We start from the raw sequence: 18,769 nt of genomic DNA on the forward strand, positions 1-18,769 counted from the left end.
CTGACGATCGCGGTGGCAGTCCAACGCATTTCGGATCCTGCTTCATCGGTTCGTCCGAAGTGTCAGGCGCCTAAGGGAAGGAGCGCGTGAAGATCTCAGCTCCGCCGGTCCATGCGCGCTTCCGCCTGATCGGCCCGTTGCTGAAGCTGGGTCACGCATTTCCTGAGCTAAAGCCCCAGATCATCGGTCGGATCGGCTTCGCCTCTCTACATCGGGGCGAGGGAGACATCGCGATCCGGCTATCGCGGCCCGACGAAGGCGATCTGGCGATTTCCAAAATCGGGAAGGCCCCCTTCAGACTATACGGCCACCGCGACTACCTTGCTGGCACACCGGAAAATCAATGGCGCTATATCGGCCAAGGAGACGTCCCGGATGCGATGCCACAGCAGGTCCTTCTCAACCGGATCGCAGGCGGACACTTCGCCTGCTATGCGGAGGGCCTCGACCTGCAGCTTGCAGGTGTTCTGGCACAGGGCGGGATTGCGGCGTTGCCCGACTTCCTCGTCACGAACCGAGAGGAATTGACGACGGTGGGATCCGGCGACCCTCTCCTTGTCCGTGACATCTGGTCCGTCGTTCATAGCTCGCAACGCGGACAGGAACGGATACGACGCACCATCGATGTTCTGAAAGCTGCTTTGAAATAACGCGGACCCAAAGCTGGCAGCGACGACCCGCAGCAGTCCACCCTTTCGGCACCATCGCCGCTTAGACAAACTGCCGCCACGCCTGTACGCGGCGGCAGAAAATACGAGGTTACATCGCCTGCATCACGAGCTGCGCGACAGCCTTTGGATCTTCGATGAGGGCGAGGTGCGGCCCCTCGACCCATTCGAGGCGCGCACAATTGATGCCTTCGGCAAGGGCGCGTGATGCCTTGGGATCCACCATCTGATCATGCTGGTTGCCCACCACCAGCGTAGGAGCGCGAACCTGAGCAAGATCGCCGGAAACATCGACCTGCAGATCCAGCTCTGCCTGCCGGGCGATGCCCGCCCAGTTGCTGTGCGCGACCATGTCGGCGATCACCCCTTCGATGTCACCTATCCTGCTGAGGAACCCATGGCTGAAGCCCGTCAGCAGCATGAGGCGCGCCAGAGATGCAGGATCCTGCCTTGCAAGCTGCGCCCAGTGTCGGAACTGCAACTGCGCCCGTGGATCATGGCTAGAGACAAAGCCACCGACCAGAACCAGCTGTTCGACCCTGCCCGGATGCCGCGCGGCCAGCCGCGTGGCGACCGCTGCGCCCAGCGAAAACCCCAAAAGAGCGAACGTCCCGGCGCCGGCATGGTCCACCGCAGCAAGCACCTGATCCACCAGCCTGTCGAGGCTTAGAACCTCGGTTGGATCATCGGTCAGGCCAGACCCGGCATAGTCAGGCCGGATCACCCTTCGGTCGGAAAGATACGGCATTAGACCAGCAAAATTCGCCTCGCCGTCACCGCCAGTTCCATGGATCAGCACGATCGGCCGCCCCTTCCCATCATCACGGTATCCGATGCGGGCACCGTCATGGTGCAGGTATTCGATCTTCGACATAATTTTACTCTCCGACTTGATGTGTCGGTATCCGTCCTGCACCCTGACAACGCTGTCAGGGTCAAACGGAAAATGAGGATCGAACGATGCAGATCGGAGAAATTGCCCAGCGGAGCGGGATCAGCGTCCGGATGTTGCGGTTCTACGAGGCGGAGGGCCTGATCCAGCCACATCGCACAGACAACGGGTATCGCGACTATTCTGACGCCGACCTCGAAGAGGCGAAGCGGATAAGGCAGCTCGCAGACGCTGGGCTGACGATCGAGGCGATGCACGACCTCTTGCCTTGCATTATCAGCCCGCAACCGACTTTTCACCCTTGCGACCGCCTGCGAGCGCGGCTGGAGGGAGAGGTGGCGAAGCTCGATCAGAAGTTGGCCGACATGGAGCGGTCCCGATCCCAGATCGCAGGCTATCTTGCCGCCCTGCCGGCGGCCCCTGTGCCAGCCTCCCGGGACTGAGGTACGGGCGGCGTTAGCCAGGGCTCATCTTTCGCAAAGTGCTGACCACCGCTTCCGCCAGCGTGCCTCCATCATACGCCACCCGAACCTGCGTGCGCGGCAAGACCGGAAGCCCACGACCATCGGGAACTCCCTGCAAATCGTGCCCTAGCATCGATTTTGGGAGTACAGCGACAGCCAGGTCCGCACGCAGGGCAGCCACCTGCCCCATCGAGGTGTCACTGGCATAGGCCACGCGGTACGTGATCCCCGCCTGCGCGAGCGCTTGGAGGGCCGCATCCCGCCAGGCACAACCGACCTCTGCCACCGCAAGCGGCAAAGGCTGCTGTTCAGAGGCCACGCCACCCCGCGCTTCGGCCCAGACAAGTGGCTCCTCGGTCAGCGCTTCCACAGCAAGTGTCGCAGGCCCCACATCGTTGAAAAGTGCCACGGCACTCTGCCCAGTGGTGAAGCTCTCGATGACCTGATCCGTGGCAGCCATCCGCCGTCGCCCCGGCGACATGCGCTATCACCTGGGCGATCGGATCTTGAACCTGGCCCGCGTGGTGGGCGACGATGATGTCCTGCGCCGCCGCTTGCGACCCGCGCTCGAGGAGATGTCGGCGCGCACCTCCGAGACCGTTTTCCTCGCCGTGCCTTCTGGTGACGAAGTCTACTTTCTCGACGCGATCGAGAGCCCGCGCACGCTTCGGGCCTCAAGCCAGCGCGGTGAGCGCCTTCCGATGGCTGGTTCAGCCATCGGTCTTCTTTTCCTCGCGTTCCTCCCGGCCCTTCGCCGCCGAATGTTCGAGGTCCACGCACACCGTATCGGTCCCGGGATCGAAGCCGAGATCGACGCCATAGCCGAACGCGGCCACGCCCTCGACCGTGAGAACTGGTCTCCCGGCCTCAATTGCGTCGCCGTCCCTTGGCGCGACGACGGCGAAGTCCGCGCGGGCTTCGGTCTCGCAGGACCGAGCAGCCGCCTGACTACCAAGCGTCTGGATGAGATGGCGCAGATCATGCGCGAGCTCGCCTCGGATGCGGGTCGTGGCAGTCAGGGCGAAGGATATTGCATCTCGTAGAAGGGATCGAAGCGGTCGTTCCGCGACCTGCCAGGCTCCTCGCCTGGGTGAGCTAGGTCCTCCAGCCGTGGACGACCCACACCGGTCATTGGGCAAGATCGCCATTGCCGCAGCGCGGTTTCCCCATACCGGACCTTCATGCACCGCGCAGCATGGTCCAGGGCCCCGAGGTCAGCAGTGCGGGACAAAGTGAACCTTCACTGCTCGTCACGCCAATGTCCGCTCAGTGTCAGTTGTCGCCGCCGATTGCCCTGAGTGTATTCAGGGCATTGATTGCGGCGGGCAGGCCACCATAGAGCGCCATTTGCCAAATCGTTTCGGCGATCTCCGTTTCCGTCAGGCCGACTTTCAGCCCCGCCTGGATATTGATCCGAAGTTGTGGCGCAGTTTGACCGCCCATTGCCGTCAGGGCTGCAATCGTCGCGATATAGCGGCTTTTGAGATCAAGCCCGGGGCGGGCGTAGAACCGGTCATAGGCCATATCGATGACCGTATCCGCCATGCCCGGCAAGAGATGCCCATACCGCTCTTCCAAAACCTCCCGGACACCCGGATTGAGGCTGTCGGCAAGTCGTGCTCCGTCCGCCTCTGTCATCGCAGTGCTCCGCCCAGGGTGAACCCGCCATCCACGACAATATCCTGCCCCGTTACGAAAGTGGCATCATCTGACAAGAGCCATGCGGCAGTGCCTGCCACATCTTCCGGGCGGCCGTTTCGCCGAAGCGGAGTGTGGCCGGAGAGCCGGCTGGAAATCTCCGTGTCCAGCACCTCATCCGCCATCGGGGTCAGGATAATTCCGGGGCTGATCGCATTGACGCGATTGCCACGCGGCCCCTCTTCCACCGCCCAAACCCGCATCATCGCTAGCAATCCGGCTTTTGTTGCCGCGTAGGCGCCCGTTCCCGGCATGACCGCCCCGGCCGTCCAGGAGGCGTTTATCAGCACCGCGCCATGGTCCATATGGGGCAGGCATTGCGCGACCGTTTGCTGTGTCCCGACCAGGTTGGTCTGGACGAGGTCGCTGAAATCGGCGGCCTGTGTTTCACGTAAAGGCTTGAAATCGCCCAGATACCCGGCATTTGCGAAGAGGGCATCGATCTTGCCGAATTGCGAAAGGGTGGCCTCGATACCGGCCGCCACGTCCTTGGGATCGGAGATGTCGCAGGTGTAAACAAACGCCATGCCGCTGGACGCACGGATGTCTTGCGCCACGGCTTCAAGAGGCGCCGCCCGCCGCCCCCAAAGCGCAACGGCCGCGCCTTCACGAGCCAGTCGAAGGGCAACGGCGCGCCCCATCCCGGTCCCGGCGCCGGTCACCAGCACTGCGCGGTTTTCAAATCGGTTTTCCATCATGTCTTCTCGTCGTGGATTGATGGAATGAGATGTATATGAAAAATAATCTATGATAATTTCGATAATACTTGTCGCTTACAAAAGGATTACTTTGTAATGGATCTCTTCATCGCCATGCGCACCTTCGTCGAAGTCGTGCAAGCGGGGTCAATGAATGCCGCGGCACAGAAACTCAACGTCACAAGCGCCTTGGTCGGGCAACGGATCGGAGCCCTGGAGAACCATCTTCAGGTTCGCCTGCTCAACCGGACAACGCGCAAACATAGCCTTACGGACTTTGGCGAAAGCTATCTCGAACAATGCCGGGACATTCTGGAGTTGGTTGCGCAGTCCGAGGGCAAGGCCAGTGACCAGCTCGCCCAGCCGCAAGGACGCCTCCGCATCGCAGCGCCGCTCACTTTCGGGAGCGAAGCCCTGATGCCCGCGCTGAAGAGCTTCACCGACATGAGCCCGGGCATTGAGGTTGACTTGGTCCTGTCTGACACCAACGAGGATTTGATCGCAGGCGGATTTGACGCGGCTTTTCGCATTGGGAAACTGGAAGACAGCACGCTCCTGCAGACCCGGCTCGCGCCTTATAGAATGATGGTCTGCGCATCGGCCGACTTTCTGAAGACACACGGTGTGCCCCGCACACCATTGGATCTGGAACGATTTCGGGCTGTTCTGTTTTCAAGGACCGGACGCAGAGCGTGGCGCTTCGTCAGGGATGCCGAGACGCAAAACTGGACTCCGAAGGCGACGATCACCGTGAACTCCAGCCAGGCCGTGCGTGTTGCCGCCAAAGCGGGCATGGGCATTGCAATGCTCCCTGAATGTCTCGTCGCCCAGGATGTCGCGGCTGATGAGCTTGTCCAGGTTTTGGCCGACTGGAAATTGCCTGAGCAGCCCATGGCGCTCATCTATCATCGCGACCGATATAGGCCGCAAAGGCTGGCGTCGTTCATCGATTTCGCGCGCTCGACCTTTGGAAGTCGTCCGACGAACAGTTGGGGTGAGTAGCTGCCACAGTAGAGCAGACGTTTAACTGTGACTCACCCGTGACAACTTTGGGCTCTGAGCGGACTTGCGGCGGCGTAGTGTGCTGGCCGCCGAGGTGAGTTTGGCTGCCCGGGAGAGATGCCCCTCTCCGGACCTTCATCGGGCCAGCCTACGCGGCGATGCAGTTCACCGAACCGGCCGTTCGCAGCGCTGTGCAGCATGACCCGGCGGCCCGATGTAGGTAGAGCGGACAAAGCGGACAGTTAGGGTACGGCTTGCACCAGCATCCACGTAACCGACAAAGCGAGGATCAGTGCCATGATGCCGTTGAACACACGCATCTGGCTTTGTCCGATCCGAGCTCCGCCCCATGCCCAACCTGCGAGGGACAACCAGCAGATCGCACCATACAGGATCGTGAAAACGGCCATTCCGCTGGTGCGGTCCTCTAAAGGCAACACGAAGGTTGAGAGTGATGAGAACACCGCAAGCCAGGCTTTCGGGTTAAGCCCCTGCACCATGACCCCGGACCAGAAGCCGGGAATCCTGGGGTCACTGTCCGCAGGGTTTCCGCCACCGCCTCGAAGCAGCCCGCATGCCATCCACAAGAGATAGGCGGAACCAGCAAGGGTCATCGGCCATGCGAGTGCCAAGACCCACTCGGTTCCGATCAGCATCCCGCTTCCGACAATCACGAGCAGCGCGAGGAAGCTGGCGGTCGCACCGCTTACGAAGCGCAGAGCCCGTGGCGCTCCATGCCTCGCGCCCGTCATTGCGCCGATGATATTGACCGGCCCCGGCGTCGCCGAGGACGCCAGCGCAAAGCCGCACATGGCCAACAGCGTCTCCAGCGGCGGCATCAGCGCAACAAAGGCAGGCTACTACAGATCCGGTCCACAGCCTTTCGAGGCCCGGCCAGCAGGATTGCCTGCGGCGTGTGACCCGCGAGCGGCGCAGCAGCGATGCGCGCGGAATAATCCGCATAGTCGTGGGCCTCGAATGCCGCGCGCATGTAAGCCAGACGCAGCGGAAGGTCAGATGCAGCGGCAAACAGCGTCGGCAGGTCGGCCGCCGAGGCACCGAGCACCGGGAGCGCAACCGTCGTGATCCCGCCCAGCACCTGACCGTCCCTCGTGGTTGTGTTGGCACCGACCAGCTCGGGGCGCAGTTGCCCCAGGCTCATGCCCAGGACGGCGGCAAAATTGGCCTTTAGGCCGGTGGGCAGGGTTTCGTCCAAAATGAGAACAGGTTTCTGTGACATAGCTGTATCCTTTTTGGGACCTGCCATGTCACACCGGTTGCCAGGTGGGATTGGACGAAATTGACCTTCAGTGCCGGATCAGAGCGCCCGGCGTCACACCGTAGTGGCGACGGAACTGCCGGATCAGATGCGCTTGATCGCAGAAGCCGGCAGCAATGGCTGCCTCGGCGGCAGGCGTGCCGTCCAGCAGCAGGCGGCGTGCCAGATCGACGCGCGCCCGCAGCACATGGCCATGCGGTGTCAGGCCCGTGGCTCGGGTGGTGCTGCGGATCAGGTACGACGGATTTAATCCAACCTGCTCGGCCAGATCGGACAGGCTCAGGCTCTCGCCGTCCGCGACACCGGCCTCGATCCGCTCCAGCAAGGCGCGAATGGCGGCGGGTTCGCGACCCGACTGCCGCAATTCGGCACCGCCGTAATGCGCGAAAGCCTGTGCCAGCACCGCATGCACAGCCTCTTCAGCCTCCAGTCGGCCAGCATATTCTGTCGGATTGTTGAGGCTCCGCGCCAACCGCGCCAGCGCCCTCGTCAGCCTCAACCCTCGATCCTGCGGAGCGATCTCGCCAAAGCCCCGCAAGTCGCGCAGACCGAGCACCGCGCGCACCGCCGTCTCCGGAGCATAAAGCATATTGTATCGCACACTACCTGCCGCTGCGCGGCCGGTATGGGGTTCATCGGGGTTCATTAGCGACAGCGACCCGGCGGGCAGCACCATGCTTTCACCCCGGCATTGGTATCCACCCGCGCCATCTCCGATCGCACCGATGGCAAAGCCTTCATGAGCGTGGCGGGCGAAAGTCTGATTGCTGAATGAGGCTTCAAAAAGTTCGATGCCGTGAAACCAGCCCAGATGGTGATAGCGATTGCGCTGCATAGAGACGCTATATAGTCGGTCCAACTCACCGTGAAAGGCCTCTTGGGCTCGGAGCGGCCATGCGGCAGCGCGGCGACCGCCTCGTCCAGGTAAGCTGGCTCACCTGCAAGAGCGGCCCGGAGCTGCCGCTCAGCCCCTGCATGAACGCTGCGGTGCAGCTTCACCAGACCGGCCATTCGTCCATCGCGCAGCATTTTCAGAGGATGAAGCTCGGCAGAGCGAACGGCAATGCACAGAGAGCGGACGTGCCCCAAGGACAGTTTCCGCGAGATACGCTTGGTGCCTTGGCCTCATATCGGTATTCTGACAGCACACCGTCCGAGCGCTCTGTCCCCTTGATCACGTTTGCCCAGGCGGCTCGGGATAACCGCTATCTTGCGGACGGTATGATCCCGCGCGTTCGAAGGGTGTCGAAGACCGAAAGGAACATCGCTTCAGTGTCGACGAATTCGTGGAAGCCGTAGCGCCGTGCTTTCGAGCCGTCAGAAAAGAAGTCGTAGTTCCAGCCGAACACCCCATCTGCAAACTCCCATGAAGAGACCTGCTTGTAGGAGGAAACGGCCAAGTCGTAACGGGATACCAGGCTCTCCCAGAGCGGACTCTTGTCTGCCATGATCGTGGACAGGGACATGGGCAGAGGCGGCGCAACCTCCAGGTCGAAGTATCTTGCGATCTTCGGCCACATCTCGGACCAGCGGAACATGTCGCCGTTTGTGATGTTGAACGCCTGGTTGGCACAGGCTGGTGTGGTCGCGGCCCAGACTGTCGCATGGGCCAGGAGCGCGGCATCCGTCATCTCCAGCAGGCTGTCATAGGCACCCGGTCTACCTGGAAACCGCAGGGGCAGCCCTAGTTCCTTGGACATCGAGGCGTAAACAGCTATTGCGATGGCGAGGTTCATCGGATTTCCCAGGCCGAAGCCGATCACGACCGAGGGACGCAGAGCCGACCAGGACCAGTCTTTGCCGGCCTGACGACGCTGGAGAAAGGCCTGCTGGTCGATGTTAAACTCCGGCGGCATATGGTCGGGGTCGTCCTCTCGTGCCGGTGTCTTGAACGGGCCGAGATGTGCCCCGTAGACCTTGTATCCCTGCATCAGGCTGACATGCCCCAGCCGCGGTGCCACCGGTTCGATCGCATCGACCACATTGGTCAGCATGGCCAGGTTGGGGGGCACCAGTTCAGCCCAACTCGGGCGATCCTGATAGGCCGCGTAGAAGATATGTGTAACCTCGGTGAGCCCCGAGAGCTTTGCGCTGGTGTCCTGTGCATCCAACAGATCGACGCTGATGTAGCGGATGCGTTCGGTGGACTGTCCGCCGCGGCGCGACAGCCCGATGATCTGCCAGTCATCCAGCGTTGACAGATAGTCGATCAGGTTGCCGCCGATCACGCCGTTTGCCCCGACCACAAGCGCCACTCTTGGTACTGTTTCCATTGTTCTTCTCCATCTTGCTTTGCGATGGACAAGGCTTCACACATAAGTCATGACGCGAGAAGTTGGCCAGATCTTCTAAGATCTATTAGATAAGCGAATGAATTTCGATGGATATGCTGCGCGCAATGATGATCTTCCTTCGTGTCTCGAATACCGGCAGCCTTACGGCAGCGGGACGGGACCTGGGCCTGTCCCAGTCAGCTGTCAGCCAGCAGATTGCAGCGCTGGAGCGGCATCTCAGCGTCCGACTGATCCAGCGAACGACCCGGCAATTGACACTGACCGATGCCGGAGAGGAGTTTCGCAGACGATCCCTGAGCATTTTGGATGCGGTTCAGGAAGCGACCGAGATGGCGTCCGATGGCGAGGCTGCGCTCAGGGGGGCGCTCCGGGTACATGCGCCGGTCGGGCTTGGGCAGAGCCATATCGCGGATGCTGCGGTCAGGTTTCACCAGCTCCACCCGGATCTGGAACTGGATCTGGTGCTGGACGACCGTATTGCAGACCTCACCGCTGAAGGCGTCGACGTCGCGATCCGCCTCGGGACCTTGCCTTCCTCGGGCCTTGTGGCGCGGCGCCTAGGCGAAGTGCGTCGGATTCTGGTGGCCTCTCCCGCTTATATGGCGGCAAATGGGATACCGGAGAGCATCGTGGATCTGAAACAGCATGTCCAAGTGCGCTTCAACGCTACCCCTAACGGCGATGCCATGCCCTTGATCGGCCCGGCTGGCCTTGAAGACTGTCCAGTAAGAACCGTCTTCAAAGCCAATAACGCCTACGCGCTGACGAGGGCTTTGGTGGCAGGGCTTGGTTTAGGCGCCGCGCAAATGCCATTGATCCGCCGCGAGTTGGAAGATGGGCGTTTGCAACGTGTTCTCCCTGACTATGAATATGCTCCACTGGAAGTCCACGCGGTCTATCCCTCTGCGCATTTCATTCCCGTGCGCGTACGGGCTTTCGTGGAGTTCCTGCAGACGGAAACCGCAAGTCTCTTGCATTCATAGAACGTTATGAAATGCAGGCCGGAAACATCAAGAGGAAGGGCAGTTTCGGGCTGAGAGCGGCCCAATGCCGTTGCCGCAAAGCCTTGGCACGGACGCGGGAGTTTGGGGTTCGGAGCCGACCTGCGGCGGAACCAATACGCCCGGACCGCATCATCGACGAGCCGGGACAGGGCCATTGGTGCTGCAAGGTAAAACGCGCCCCAGCCACACCCGAGCGCGAACCCTCCGGCAGAACCCAGAACGTCCGCGCTTTCAGACAGTGCAATAAGCGCAAAGGCCAAGGCGACGAGGCCAACACCAACAGCGGCACAGCGCGCCGGTCCGAAAGAGGTCGCAAAGGTTCCGGTTATCGGCAGGCTCAAAAACGTGCCGGCCACCGCTACGGCGAGCACTGTGCCCGTGTCGATCTCGGAGCCTCCGAACGCGATGAAATGGCGCGTCAGGATGAAGGTTGCGCCATAGCCTGCTGCGGCGAGCAAAGCGCCCCAGAACAGGGCGAAGACCCACGGAATATGGCGAAAGGATTCTGTTTGCATCATGATATGCGGCCTTGACGTAGGAGCGGCGCCAAACAGCACGGACGCGGCAGGCGTGGCACGAGGAGGATTGACATGAGGCATTAGTAGTAGCTCAACTGGACCAAACAAATGTCCAGTTAGATCGATAATGCGTAGTCCAGTTTGGTTGACATCCGTCTGCCACCTCTCCGAAGAGCGCCCTGAACCGCTGCCGACACAGCTCTATCTCGATCTTGTGCGTGCGGTCCGTGAGGGCCGCATAGGCAATGGCGACAAGCTGCCGTCGAGCCGAAGTGCCGCGCAGGCGCTTGGTGTTTCGCGTATGACAGTCACTTCCGCGTATGAGTTGCTGGCCGCCGAGGGGATCATCACGGTGCGACAGGGGACCGCGCCGCGCGTGGTCACGCCGGAGCCATGTGTGCAAGAACAGACAAGTAGCCAGGGCCCGGTCCCGTCACAGAGAGGGGAAGCTCTGGGTGTGGATCATCGTCGAGACGTCTTGCCCCTCTCCGGTGAGGCGCTGGCGCCCGGGGAGCCGGATGAAACCATGTTTCCGGCTGATGAATGGGCGCGCCTCCTGCGGCGCGTGTCTCGGAGGCAGCGTGGTGCATCTGCGCTCTACGGTTCCGCATATGGTGCAAAGGAACTGCGAATGGCCTTGCAGGATCGTCTCGCCGCCGACAGGGGCGTTCATGTTACGGCAGAGCAAATTGTCATTGTACCGGGAAGCCAGGCCGCCATGGCGTTGCTCGCGCAGGTCCTCGCGGATCCCGGTGATCTCGCTGCAGTGGAAGACCCCGGTTGGCTCGGTGCCCGCGCCGCATTTCTCGGGGCGGGGCTACGGATCTCTCCGCTTCGGGTTGATCCGGGTGGGGCGGATCCGGCGAGCCTCCCCACAGGGGCCCGGCTGGCCTATCTCACGCCGTCGAACCAATACCCGCTGGGTGCGCGGCTTTCGCTTTCGCGGAGGCTGGGTTTCATTGCCCGCGCCAAGGCGTCGGGCGCGGTTTTGATCGAAGACGACTACGACAGCGATTTTCATTGGTCGGGCCGGACAATCCCGGCACTGGCGGCCCAGGATCATGGCGGGCATGTCGTGCTGATCGGCTCCGCGTCGAAAGCGCTGCTGCCCGCCCTGCGGATCGGCTGGATCGTGGTGCCACCCGGCCTGATCGGCCCGGTCCGCAGGGCGCAGCGCAACCTTGGGATGTTGGCGAACCTTCATGCACAGCTCGCACTGGCTGAACTGATGCGATCCGGCCGCTATCGTGCCCAAATCCGGCGGATCGCGCGGGCCTATCACGGGCGGGTCCGCACGCTGGTGGAAGCGCTGGCCACCCTCCCCGATGTGACGGTTCATCCGCCCGACGGGGGCGTACAGGTCACCCTACAGTTCAGACGTGGTCTGGACGAGCAGTCTGTCCTCGCGCAATTGGCACATCATGGTCTGCATCCGGGGTGCCTCTCCGGCTATTGTCAGAGAGGTGACCTGCGCGGGCTGGTGATCGGTCTGGGCAGCGCTACACCTGAGCGCATCGCTAGGTTGCGCGACGAGCTGAGAAATCAGTTCAATCAGGACACGAAGCATGTGTGAATACTGGCAAGGCATTCAGGTCGAAATAGCCAAACCTAACCGGCCGTTCGTCCAGAACGCAGCGCTCACGCGCTGCCCTCCTCCAGGCGGTAGACCGGGATGCGCATCTTGCGGGCCTTGTCGGCGAGGTTTTCCTGGATGCCGGTACCGGGGAAGACTATGACCCCGATCGGCATGGTATCTAGCATCCGGTCGTTGCGCTTGAATGGCGCCGCCTTGGCGTGTCTCGTCCAGTCGGGCTTGAAGGCAACCTGCGGCACCTTGCGATTGTCGGCCCAACTGGCCGCAATGCGTTCTGCGCCTTTCGGTGATCCACCGTGCAGGAGGATCATATCCGGATGCTTGGCATGGACCTGATCGAGTCTGTCCCAGATCATCCGGTGATCGGTGGTCTCCCCGCCCGAGAAGGCAATCTTCGGCCCAGCGGGCAAGAGCACCTCATTGTCGGCCCGTCGCTTGGCGGCAAGGAAATCGCGGCTGTCGATCACGGCCGAGGTCATCTGGCGATGGTTGACCCGTGATCCGGAGCGCGGCGACCAAGGTGTGCCGGTGGTGCGCAGGAAGAGGTCGGCGGCAGTGTCGCGGAAGGTCTCCATGCTGTCGCGGCGCTCGATCAGGTTTTGTCCGATGCCGATCAGGGTCTCCAACTGAACGGATTTCACCTCGCTTCCGTCCTGTTCGCGCTGAAGGCGCTTCTGGGTCTGCTCGTTATCGTCGAGTTTGCGTTCGATCCGCTCGACAGCGCGGTGGAAGGTACTGACGGTGGACCACATGATCTCGTCGAGGTCGAAATCGAGGCTGGTGTCGGCCATGGTGGAGATCAGGGCGTCGAAGATATCGGCAACCGCGCCCTGGATGGCGGTGTCCTCGGGCGTAATCCGGGGATCGGCCTCACCCTCGGCGGGACGGTAGCCATAGAGTTCGAGCTCTTCGATGACATGGCCGGTGGAAGACGTGCTGTGATCGGGTTCGAATTCGTCATGGGCATACATGAGTTGTGTCCTTCGGCTGGACCGCGACCGTCGCGGCCTTCATGGCGACGACAAGCCCACGGGCGCTCCGGTCTGACAGCCCGAGCTCTTTGCGAGGGCCTTGATGGCAAAGCCCGGCTGATTTGTTTCGCGCTGTAAAGGCGGCTCCGCCGCCGACGGAAATCAGTCGGGCGCCGCCATTGCCGGGCCGGAGCGTTTGTGGGCCGCTCGCCCGCTCAAGAAGGCCAAGGCCCGGTCCCCTTGCCGAGGTGCCGCAACCCCTTACCCATGGCGGGAACGGTTGTCCCCGATCATGGCCCTCTCTGGCTATGGTGCGCGCGACATGAAACGGCTGACGTCCTCAGGGGCAATCTGCACCCGGATTTGAGCCCGAAGCGCCTCCAGTCCGAAGCTGACGAGATCGTCGTTGAAATCTCCCAGCATGGGGGAAAGCGTGATGGCCTCGATCCCGGCCTCGATGGCCCGGTCCACCAGGCTGTCCCGTGCGGCGTCGCCTGCCGGATCGTTGTCGCGAACGATATAGAGCCTGCGCAGATGCGGGGAGAACTGGATGGCGGAGAGATGTCCGGATGAAAGTGCAGAAGCCATAGGAATCTTGGGCAATGCCTCCCGCAGCGAGAGAATCGTTTCGATCCCCTCGCCCGCTGCCATGACATGCTGCGCCTTTCCAAACCGGACAGCGTTTCCGAGCAGGTCTCCCATCGCCTTTCTCGGCGGATCGAGCGGCGCCTTGCCAGAGCCGTCGCGAAGGAGCCAGGTGCGATGCGCGCCGGTGATTTTTCCATCGAGGTCGGTCACGGCAGCGATCATGGCGGGCCATGTCTCTGTCGGCCCATCGCCCACGGACCGCCAGTAGCAGCTCGGATGGAAACGCAGATTTGCGGTCCCGTGTAAATCCGCAATGCCGCGTTGTCGTAAGTACGTCTCTGCGAGACTGCCGGTGAGCGGGTCCGTGATGCGCCAGAGGCGGCGGGCCGCTTCGGACGATCCGGATTGTACTGGCGGTTTTCGGGACTTGCGGGACTGCGGCTCAGGCTTGGGGTGCGGCATGCTGAGAAAGCGGCGCGCTTCTTCGGCAATTTCTGCGAAGTCGATAAGGCCAAGGGTTTCGCCGATCACGTCGAGCAGATCCCCATGCTCGCCGCTCTGGGCATCGGTCCATTTTCCAGCCGCCCCCTTACCGGTCTCTGGCCCTGTCAAACGGACGAACATGGAGCGGCCTGGCCTGTTCCGTACATCCCCGACCTGCCAGTATTTGCCCTGCTTGCGCCCGTTTGACAGATAGTGGCGGCACACCGCCTCCGCCTCTCGGCCGAGACGCTGCGCCAGTTCGGAAGCGTTGAGACGTGCCATTACGCGGCCTCCCGCTCGGAAATGCGCTCGATCGGGAAGCGGTCGAGCAGTTTGCCGATGATCTCCGGCCCCGATGCGTCCACCGGCACGAACAAGCGCAGCTTCCAGGAGATGATCTCGCTGAAGAGACCATAGGTTCGCAGCCGATCGCGCATGGTATTGGTGAAGCCGGTGAGTTCGATCCGGTTCGCGGCCATGAGGCGGGACCGGCGCAGTTGCAGCCCTTCGGCGAGATCGAAGACCGTTCGGCCCTCGATCAGCGCGGCATAGGCCTCATCGGGCGTGATGCTGGTCACACCCCCGCTGGTGGCGGCATTCGCCGCCCATGCGGCCGAGACGCAGAGACCGATGACGCGTTCGCCCTCGTCGGTCTGGATGTAACCGTAGAACCACGCGCTCCCGCCGTTCGTGGTCCAATCGGAGTAGCGGCAGTATTGCCGCTTTTCGAGCCGAAAGACACGCATGTCTTCGGCCCAATGCGGTTTCGGCTGCACCACCAACGTGATGCCGTCGCGGGTTGCCTCCCAGGGCAGCGTGCGCTTCGAAGGCAGGTTGGCGCGGTCCTCGCAGAAGATCTGGTCAATTTCGAGATGTGGGGACATCGGATTTCTCCAAAGAAAAAGCCCGGTCACGAGGACCGGGCAAGTTGCGGAAACGGAAGAGATGAGGCGGGGCAGCGAACGCCGCCCCACCTGAAGATCATTCGGCGGCGACCCTTGGCTGCTCCTCGTCCTCCGTGGCGTCTTCATCCTCGCCATCGCCGGCAAGGAATTCAGGCAGATCATCCGCCTCGGTGTCGCCCCCGGCTTCGGCATCGCGATCGACCATGCGCAGCGGCTCCGGCAACCAGCCGGTTTCGGCCAGCAGGCGCTCGGCCTCCACCGCCAATTCACCCTTCTTCAGGTGATCGATGAGCTGGGCGGCCCGTTCGCCGGCGCCCTCGCGCACTGCCTCGATGATCCGGGGCTTTGTCACACGGCCGAGATAGTTGGCGACGGTCGGCCGCCAGCCCACGGCCACCATGTCGAGGTCCGTCGCCCGGGCCAGCCTGTCGGCCTGGGTCAGGCGCACGTCGAGCCCGTTCTGGCTGACGCCCATACCGCCATAGGGGCTGGGCTTCTCGTGCAAGGCGTTGACGCCAAAACTGACGCAATGGGCGAGCAACTCCATCCGGGTGTCATCGTCCTGATCGACCAGCCAGTCCCAGAGCGCCGCATCGTCGGCCGGAATGTGATCGCCCCAGCGTTCGTGGCGATAGGCGATGGCGCGTGCCGAGGCGCTTTCGCCCAGGTCGTCGGCCTGTGCCGGGAAATGAACTTCCCTGACATGGGCCTCGAGGCACCCCCTGGTGGAATGAGGCAGGAAGCAATCGGTGACCAACCGATGCAGGAGCGCCGTCATCGCCACATCCGGGTTCGTCGCCACGGCATCGCGGAGCGCCAGCGTGCGATGTGCGGTCAGCTCGCTGACGAGGCGATCCGGCAGCGGTCGGATGGTCTCAAGCTCTTCGTCCTCCTCGGGTTCGGTCGCCGTACCGCCCAATGTGATGACAGCGCGCTGCATACCACCGGACTCGCCGCCCTCGGGAGAACACCCATCGGCCCCCTGCCCTTCCTGACCTTCCACCACCTCGTCCTCGGGGCGGACATAGCCGCGCTCGACGGCGAGTTGGCCGTCGTGGCGAATGCTGACATAGACACCGGCCCTCCCCATCTGGTCCGCGTCATAGCGCATCGGCCGGCTTTCGAAGGCCTCCAGTGCCTCCTCGATCTCGCCGAGACGGACATCCACCGCGTCGGGGAACTCGTCGGCCTGAGCATATTCCGCCTCCAGCGCCTCGAACTCGTCCCGCAGCTTTTCACGCTCGGCACGTTCCTCGTCGGTCAGGTCGATGGTGGTGCCGGTCAGGCGACGCAGGCCGCTGGTATGGCCATAGGGGAAATCCGCCGCGACCTCGATCCACTTCCAGCCTTCGGCGGCCATGGTTTCTGCCTCGGCCTTAAGCTTGTTGCCGACCAGCCGGTCGAGCAGCACCGGATCCTGAAGCCAGCCACCATCGTCCTGCTGGAAGAGATCGCGCAGCACATAGCCGCCCGCCGCCTCATATGTCTCGATGCCGACGAAGAGCGCCCGCTTGTCGGAGGCCCGCACCGTGGTCTCGGTCAACATGCGACGGATGGTGTAGGACTCCTTCTGCCAGCTATGCTTGATCGCTTCCCAGACCTGTTCTTGCCGCGCGTGATCCTCCGAGACGGTGAAGGCCATGAGCTGCTCCAGGGTCATGCCGTCCTCGGCATAGGTCTCGAGCAGCGCCGGCGAGACCGAGACCAGACGCAGACGCTGCTTCACCACCTTGGCGTCGACGAAAAAGACGGCGGCGATTTCCTCCTCACTCATGCCCTTCTCACGAAGGACCTGGAATGCGCGGAACTGGTCGAGCGGATGCAGCGGCGCGCGCTCAATGTTCTCGGCCAGCGACACCTCGTCGATCAGGATGTCGTCTCCGGCCTCCGAGACGATACAGGGCACCGGCGTGGTCTTGTTGAGGCGCTTCTGCTTGACCAGAAATTCCAGCGCACGATAGCGGCGGCCGCCAGCCGGCACCTCGAAGAGGCCGGTTTCCTGCCCCTCGGCGTCGAGCTCGGGCCGGACATGCAGCGATTGGATCAGCCCGCGACGGGCGATGGACTCGGCCAGTTCCTCGACCGAGATGCCGGCCTTCACGCGCCGGACGTTGGACTGGCTGAGCACCAGCTTGTTGAAGGGGATGTCGCGCGAGGACGACAGGGTGATTTTCTGCGTGGCAGTGGCCATGTCAGTGTCTCCATGACGGACGCCGGGGAGCCTCTCTCTCCGGCTACAAGCCCGTCACGAAGCGAAGCGCCGCCCTCTTCCTCTGAAGAGAGCGACGCCGAACCCGCAGAACCACAAACCCAGCAATCAGGAATGCCGGATCTGCGTATCGGAGAGGATCCCGGTCAACCGAAGCCAGAGCGATAGAGCATACACTCGGCATCGCGAATACTGCCGGTTTCGCGGGCGGTCTCGGCCCAGACCGAGATCGGGAAATCCCCGGTGAACAGCAGATCCCGCTCGATGCCAATGCCGAAGGGCAGCCGGATCGAGCGCAGTTCGTTGAGGCTCCAGGAGCCAAGCTCGGGGTAGCCAATGTCGGCCAGGCCAAACATGATGTCGCCGTCCTCGTCGAGCTCGGTCGCAAGCCAGACACCGGCGCCGAAGGGATTGAAGAACTTCACGACCGGAATGTCGTCGGTATCAGCCTGGCGACCATTGGCCAAAAGCTGCGCGCGTTGTGACGCCGTCAGAAGGATCATGCCGCAGCCCTCCCTTCCGTCGGGGTCTGCCGCTCAACATCGGTGCTGTCGTCGGGCAGATGGGCCAGCAGCCAGTCGGCCGCCTTGCTGGCAAGCGAGGCGGCACGCACGATGGCGCGGGAATCCTCGCGCATCACCTCCAGCCACGCGCCCACGTAATCGGCGTGGCGCACAGTCGGCACGATGCCGAGCGAGGCGCAGCAGAACGCGCTCGAAATCTCGGCGATCAGTTCCTCAAAGGCGTATGTCTTCGTACCGAAACCGCCTGAGAAGTCCCGCCCCAACCGTGAGGCATGTCCTGTCGCGTGCCCCATCTCGTGCAGGGCGGTCCTATGCCAGTTGATCGGCTCTAAATAGGCCTGCGGAGGTGGCACCTGCACATAATCGAGCGCGGGGACATAGAAGGCGCGGTTGCCACCGATCCGGAAGTCGATACCGGCCGCCGCGATCAATGCCTCGACCCGCCGCTCGATCAGCCCGGGCGGCGGTGGCGGTGCATCGATGGCGATGTCGTCGGGCAGACCCTCGCATTGCGCCGCATTGAACACGGTAAAGCGCTTCAGGAACGGGATGCTGTTTGCGTCTTCCCCGGCCTCCCGGGCGCGGCGCTTCTCGTCTTCAGGCGTGAAACGATCGGCATAGACGACGGTTGTGCCCCGCTCGCCCTTGCGGACATTGCCGCCGAGCGACAGCGCCTGGCGGAAGGTCAGCCAGTGCTGGGTTGGATAGCCCTGCTGGATCACGGCGCCCCAGAGGATCAGGACATTGATCCCGGAATATTGCCGCCCTGTACTGGCGTTGCGCGGCATGGCAAGCGGCGCCTGCGCCGCCGCCGTCCCCCAGGGCTGGACCCACGGCAGCCGGCCTTCCTCCAGCTCGGCGATGATCTTGTCGGTGATGTCTTCATAAAGGTTCGTGCGCGGACCGCTCTTGCTGGCCGCGCGATGCTCTCTGGTCATCGGGATGATCTCCGCGACGGGCGCCGGAGGCCTCTCCTCC

General features: G+C 62.7%; 20 protein-coding genes and 1 pseudogene. 6 read left to right on the forward strand and 15 right to left on the reverse strand.

Going from position 1 to position 18,769, the window contains the following annotated elements; genetic code table 11:
• Positions 1-86 precede the first annotated feature (86 nt).
• Positions 87-650 (forward strand): LysR substrate-binding domain-containing protein, encoded by a 564-nt coding sequence (locus tag WDB86_RS03540; RefSeq protein ID WP_406736621.1) that lies wholly within the window; start codon positions 87-89, stop codon positions 648-650.
• A 109-nt stretch (positions 651-759) separates the two neighbouring features.
• Here WDB86_RS03540 and WDB86_RS03545 read toward each other — a convergent pair whose 3' ends face one another.
• Positions 760-1,542: an alpha/beta fold hydrolase gene (locus tag WDB86_RS03545; protein WP_406736622.1), complete on the reverse strand. Its 783-nt coding sequence runs from the start codon at positions 1,540-1,542 to the stop codon at positions 760-762.
• Positions 1,543-1,628: 86 nt separating this feature from the next.
• Here WDB86_RS03545 and WDB86_RS03550 point away from each other — a divergent pair, with 86 nt between their 5' ends.
• Positions 1,629-2,003, forward strand: a complete 375-nt coding sequence (locus tag WDB86_RS03550; protein ID WP_406736623.1) for a MerR family transcriptional regulator — start codon at positions 1,629-1,631, stop codon at positions 2,001-2,003.
• Between the two features lie 13 nt (positions 2,004-2,016).
• On the opposite strand, the gene WDB86_RS03555 is transcribed toward WDB86_RS03550, so the two are convergent.
• Positions 2,017-2,484, reverse strand: coding sequence for a LysR substrate-binding domain-containing protein (locus WDB86_RS03555; protein ID WP_406736624.1), 468 nt, complete (start codon positions 2,482-2,484; stop codon positions 2,017-2,019).
• Here WDB86_RS03555 and WDB86_RS03560 point away from each other — a divergent pair.
• A complete protein-coding gene (locus tag WDB86_RS03560) occupies positions 2,474-3,067 on the forward strand; it encodes an IclR family transcriptional regulator (protein WP_406736625.1) in 594 nt (197 codons plus the stop codon). The genes WDB86_RS03555 and WDB86_RS03560 overlap by 11 nt on opposite strands.
• 229 nt (positions 3,068-3,296) lie before the next feature.
• On the opposite strand, the gene WDB86_RS03565 is transcribed toward WDB86_RS03560, so the two are convergent.
• Entirely contained in the window at positions 3,297-3,662 is a 366-nt protein-coding gene (locus WDB86_RS03565) for a carboxymuconolactone decarboxylase family protein (protein WP_406736626.1), read from the reverse strand.
• Positions 3,659-4,420 carry an SDR family NAD(P)-dependent oxidoreductase gene (locus WDB86_RS03570; protein WP_406736627.1) on the reverse strand — a complete coding sequence of 254 codons (762 nt, stop codon included), beginning with the start codon at positions 4,418-4,420 and terminating at the stop codon, positions 3,659-3,661. Before WDB86_RS03570 ends, WDB86_RS03565 begins: the two co-directional genes overlap by 4 nt.
• A 96-nt stretch (positions 4,421-4,516) precedes the next feature.
• Here WDB86_RS03570 and WDB86_RS03575 point away from each other — a divergent pair, with 96 nt between their 5' ends.
• Positions 4,517-5,422: a LysR family transcriptional regulator gene (locus WDB86_RS03575; protein WP_406736628.1), complete on the forward strand. Its 906-nt coding sequence runs from the start codon at positions 4,517-4,519 to the stop codon at positions 5,420-5,422.
• A gap of 242 nt (positions 5,423-5,664) precedes the next feature.
• Here WDB86_RS03575 and WDB86_RS03580 read toward each other — a convergent pair whose 3' ends face one another.
• From WDB86_RS03580 to WDB86_RS03595, 4 genes are all read right to left on the reverse strand, one after another.
• Positions 5,665-6,261 (reverse strand): LysE family translocator, encoded by a 597-nt coding sequence (locus WDB86_RS03580; protein ID WP_406736629.1) that lies wholly within the window; start codon positions 6,259-6,261, stop codon positions 5,665-5,667.
• The gene (locus WDB86_RS03585) at positions 6,261-6,662 is read right to left on the reverse strand and encodes a DUF2000 domain-containing protein (RefSeq protein ID WP_406736630.1); all 402 of its coding nucleotides are present in this window, start codon (positions 6,660-6,662) and stop codon (positions 6,261-6,263) included. Before WDB86_RS03585 ends, WDB86_RS03580 begins: the two co-directional genes overlap by 1 nt.
• A 67-nt stretch (positions 6,663-6,729) precedes the next feature.
• Positions 6,730-7,536 carry an AraC family ligand binding domain-containing protein gene (locus WDB86_RS03590; RefSeq protein WP_406736631.1) on the reverse strand — a complete coding sequence of 269 codons (807 nt, stop codon included), beginning with the start codon at positions 7,534-7,536 and terminating at the stop codon, positions 6,730-6,732.
• Positions 7,537-7,906: 370 nt separating this feature from the next.
• The gene (locus WDB86_RS03595; protein WP_406736632.1) at positions 7,907-8,974 is read right to left on the reverse strand and encodes an SDR family oxidoreductase; all 1,068 of its coding nucleotides are present in this window, start codon (positions 8,972-8,974) and stop codon (positions 7,907-7,909) included.
• 107 nt (positions 8,975-9,081) lie between these two features.
• On the opposite strand from WDB86_RS03595, the gene WDB86_RS03600 reads away from it, so the two are divergent.
• Positions 9,082-9,978 carry a LysR family transcriptional regulator gene (locus WDB86_RS03600; RefSeq protein ID WP_406736633.1) on the forward strand — a complete coding sequence of 299 codons (897 nt, stop codon included), beginning with the start codon at positions 9,082-9,084 and terminating at the stop codon, positions 9,976-9,978.
• Here the strand turns inward: WDB86_RS03600 and WDB86_RS03605 are convergent.
• A complete protein-coding gene (locus WDB86_RS03605; protein WP_406736634.1) occupies positions 9,891-10,517 on the reverse strand; it encodes a hypothetical protein in 627 nt (208 codons plus the stop codon). The two genes, WDB86_RS03600 and WDB86_RS03605, sit on opposite strands and share 88 nt — an antisense overlap.
• A 127-nt stretch (positions 10,518-10,644) precedes the next feature.
• Here WDB86_RS03605 and WDB86_RS03610 point away from each other — a divergent pair, with 127 nt between their 5' ends.
• Entirely contained in the window at positions 10,645-12,090 is a 1,446-nt protein-coding gene (locus WDB86_RS03610) for a PLP-dependent aminotransferase family protein (RefSeq protein WP_406736635.1), read from the forward strand.
• Positions 12,091-12,155: 65 nt separating this feature from the next.
• Here WDB86_RS03610 and WDB86_RS03615 read toward each other — a convergent pair whose 3' ends face one another.
• The 6 genes and pseudogenes from WDB86_RS03615 to WDB86_RS03640 form a co-directional block, all read right to left on the reverse strand.
• Complete coding sequence (locus tag WDB86_RS03615) at positions 12,156-13,082, reverse strand: DUF2493 domain-containing protein (RefSeq protein ID WP_406736636.1); 927 nt, start codon at positions 13,080-13,082, stop codon at positions 12,156-12,158.
• A gap of 306 nt (positions 13,083-13,388) precedes the next feature.
• Entirely contained in the window at positions 13,389-14,435 is a 1,047-nt protein-coding gene (locus tag WDB86_RS03620; protein WP_406736637.1) for a toprim domain-containing protein, read from the reverse strand.
• Positions 14,435-14,812 (reverse strand): annotated as a pseudogene (locus WDB86_RS03625) (hypothetical protein); the annotation flags it as partial. The pseudogene WDB86_RS03625 and the gene WDB86_RS03620, both read right to left, overlap by 1 nt.
• 322 nt (positions 14,813-15,134) lie before the next feature.
• Positions 15,135-17,249 carry a ParB/RepB/Spo0J family partition protein gene (locus WDB86_RS03630; RefSeq protein ID WP_406736638.1) on the reverse strand — a complete coding sequence of 705 codons (2,115 nt, stop codon included), beginning with the start codon at positions 17,247-17,249 and terminating at the stop codon, positions 15,135-15,137.
• 164 nt (positions 17,250-17,413) lie between these two features.
• The gene (locus WDB86_RS03635) at positions 17,414-17,770 is read right to left on the reverse strand and encodes a DUF2958 domain-containing protein (protein WP_406736639.1); all 357 of its coding nucleotides are present in this window, start codon (positions 17,768-17,770) and stop codon (positions 17,414-17,416) included.
• On the reverse strand, positions 17,767-18,729 hold the full coding sequence (locus WDB86_RS03640) for an ArdC family protein (RefSeq protein ID WP_406736640.1): 963 nt from the start codon (positions 18,727-18,729) through the stop codon (positions 17,767-17,769). The genes WDB86_RS03635 and WDB86_RS03640 overlap by 4 nt, the downstream gene beginning before the upstream one ends.
• Positions 18,730-18,769 lie beyond the last annotated feature (40 nt).

Origin of the sequence: Thioclava sp. GXIMD4215, assembly GCF_045291555.1 — a bacterium.
In the GTDB taxonomy this organism is placed as follows: Bacteria; Pseudomonadota; Alphaproteobacteria; order Rhodobacterales; family Rhodobacteraceae; genus Thioclava; species Thioclava litoralis.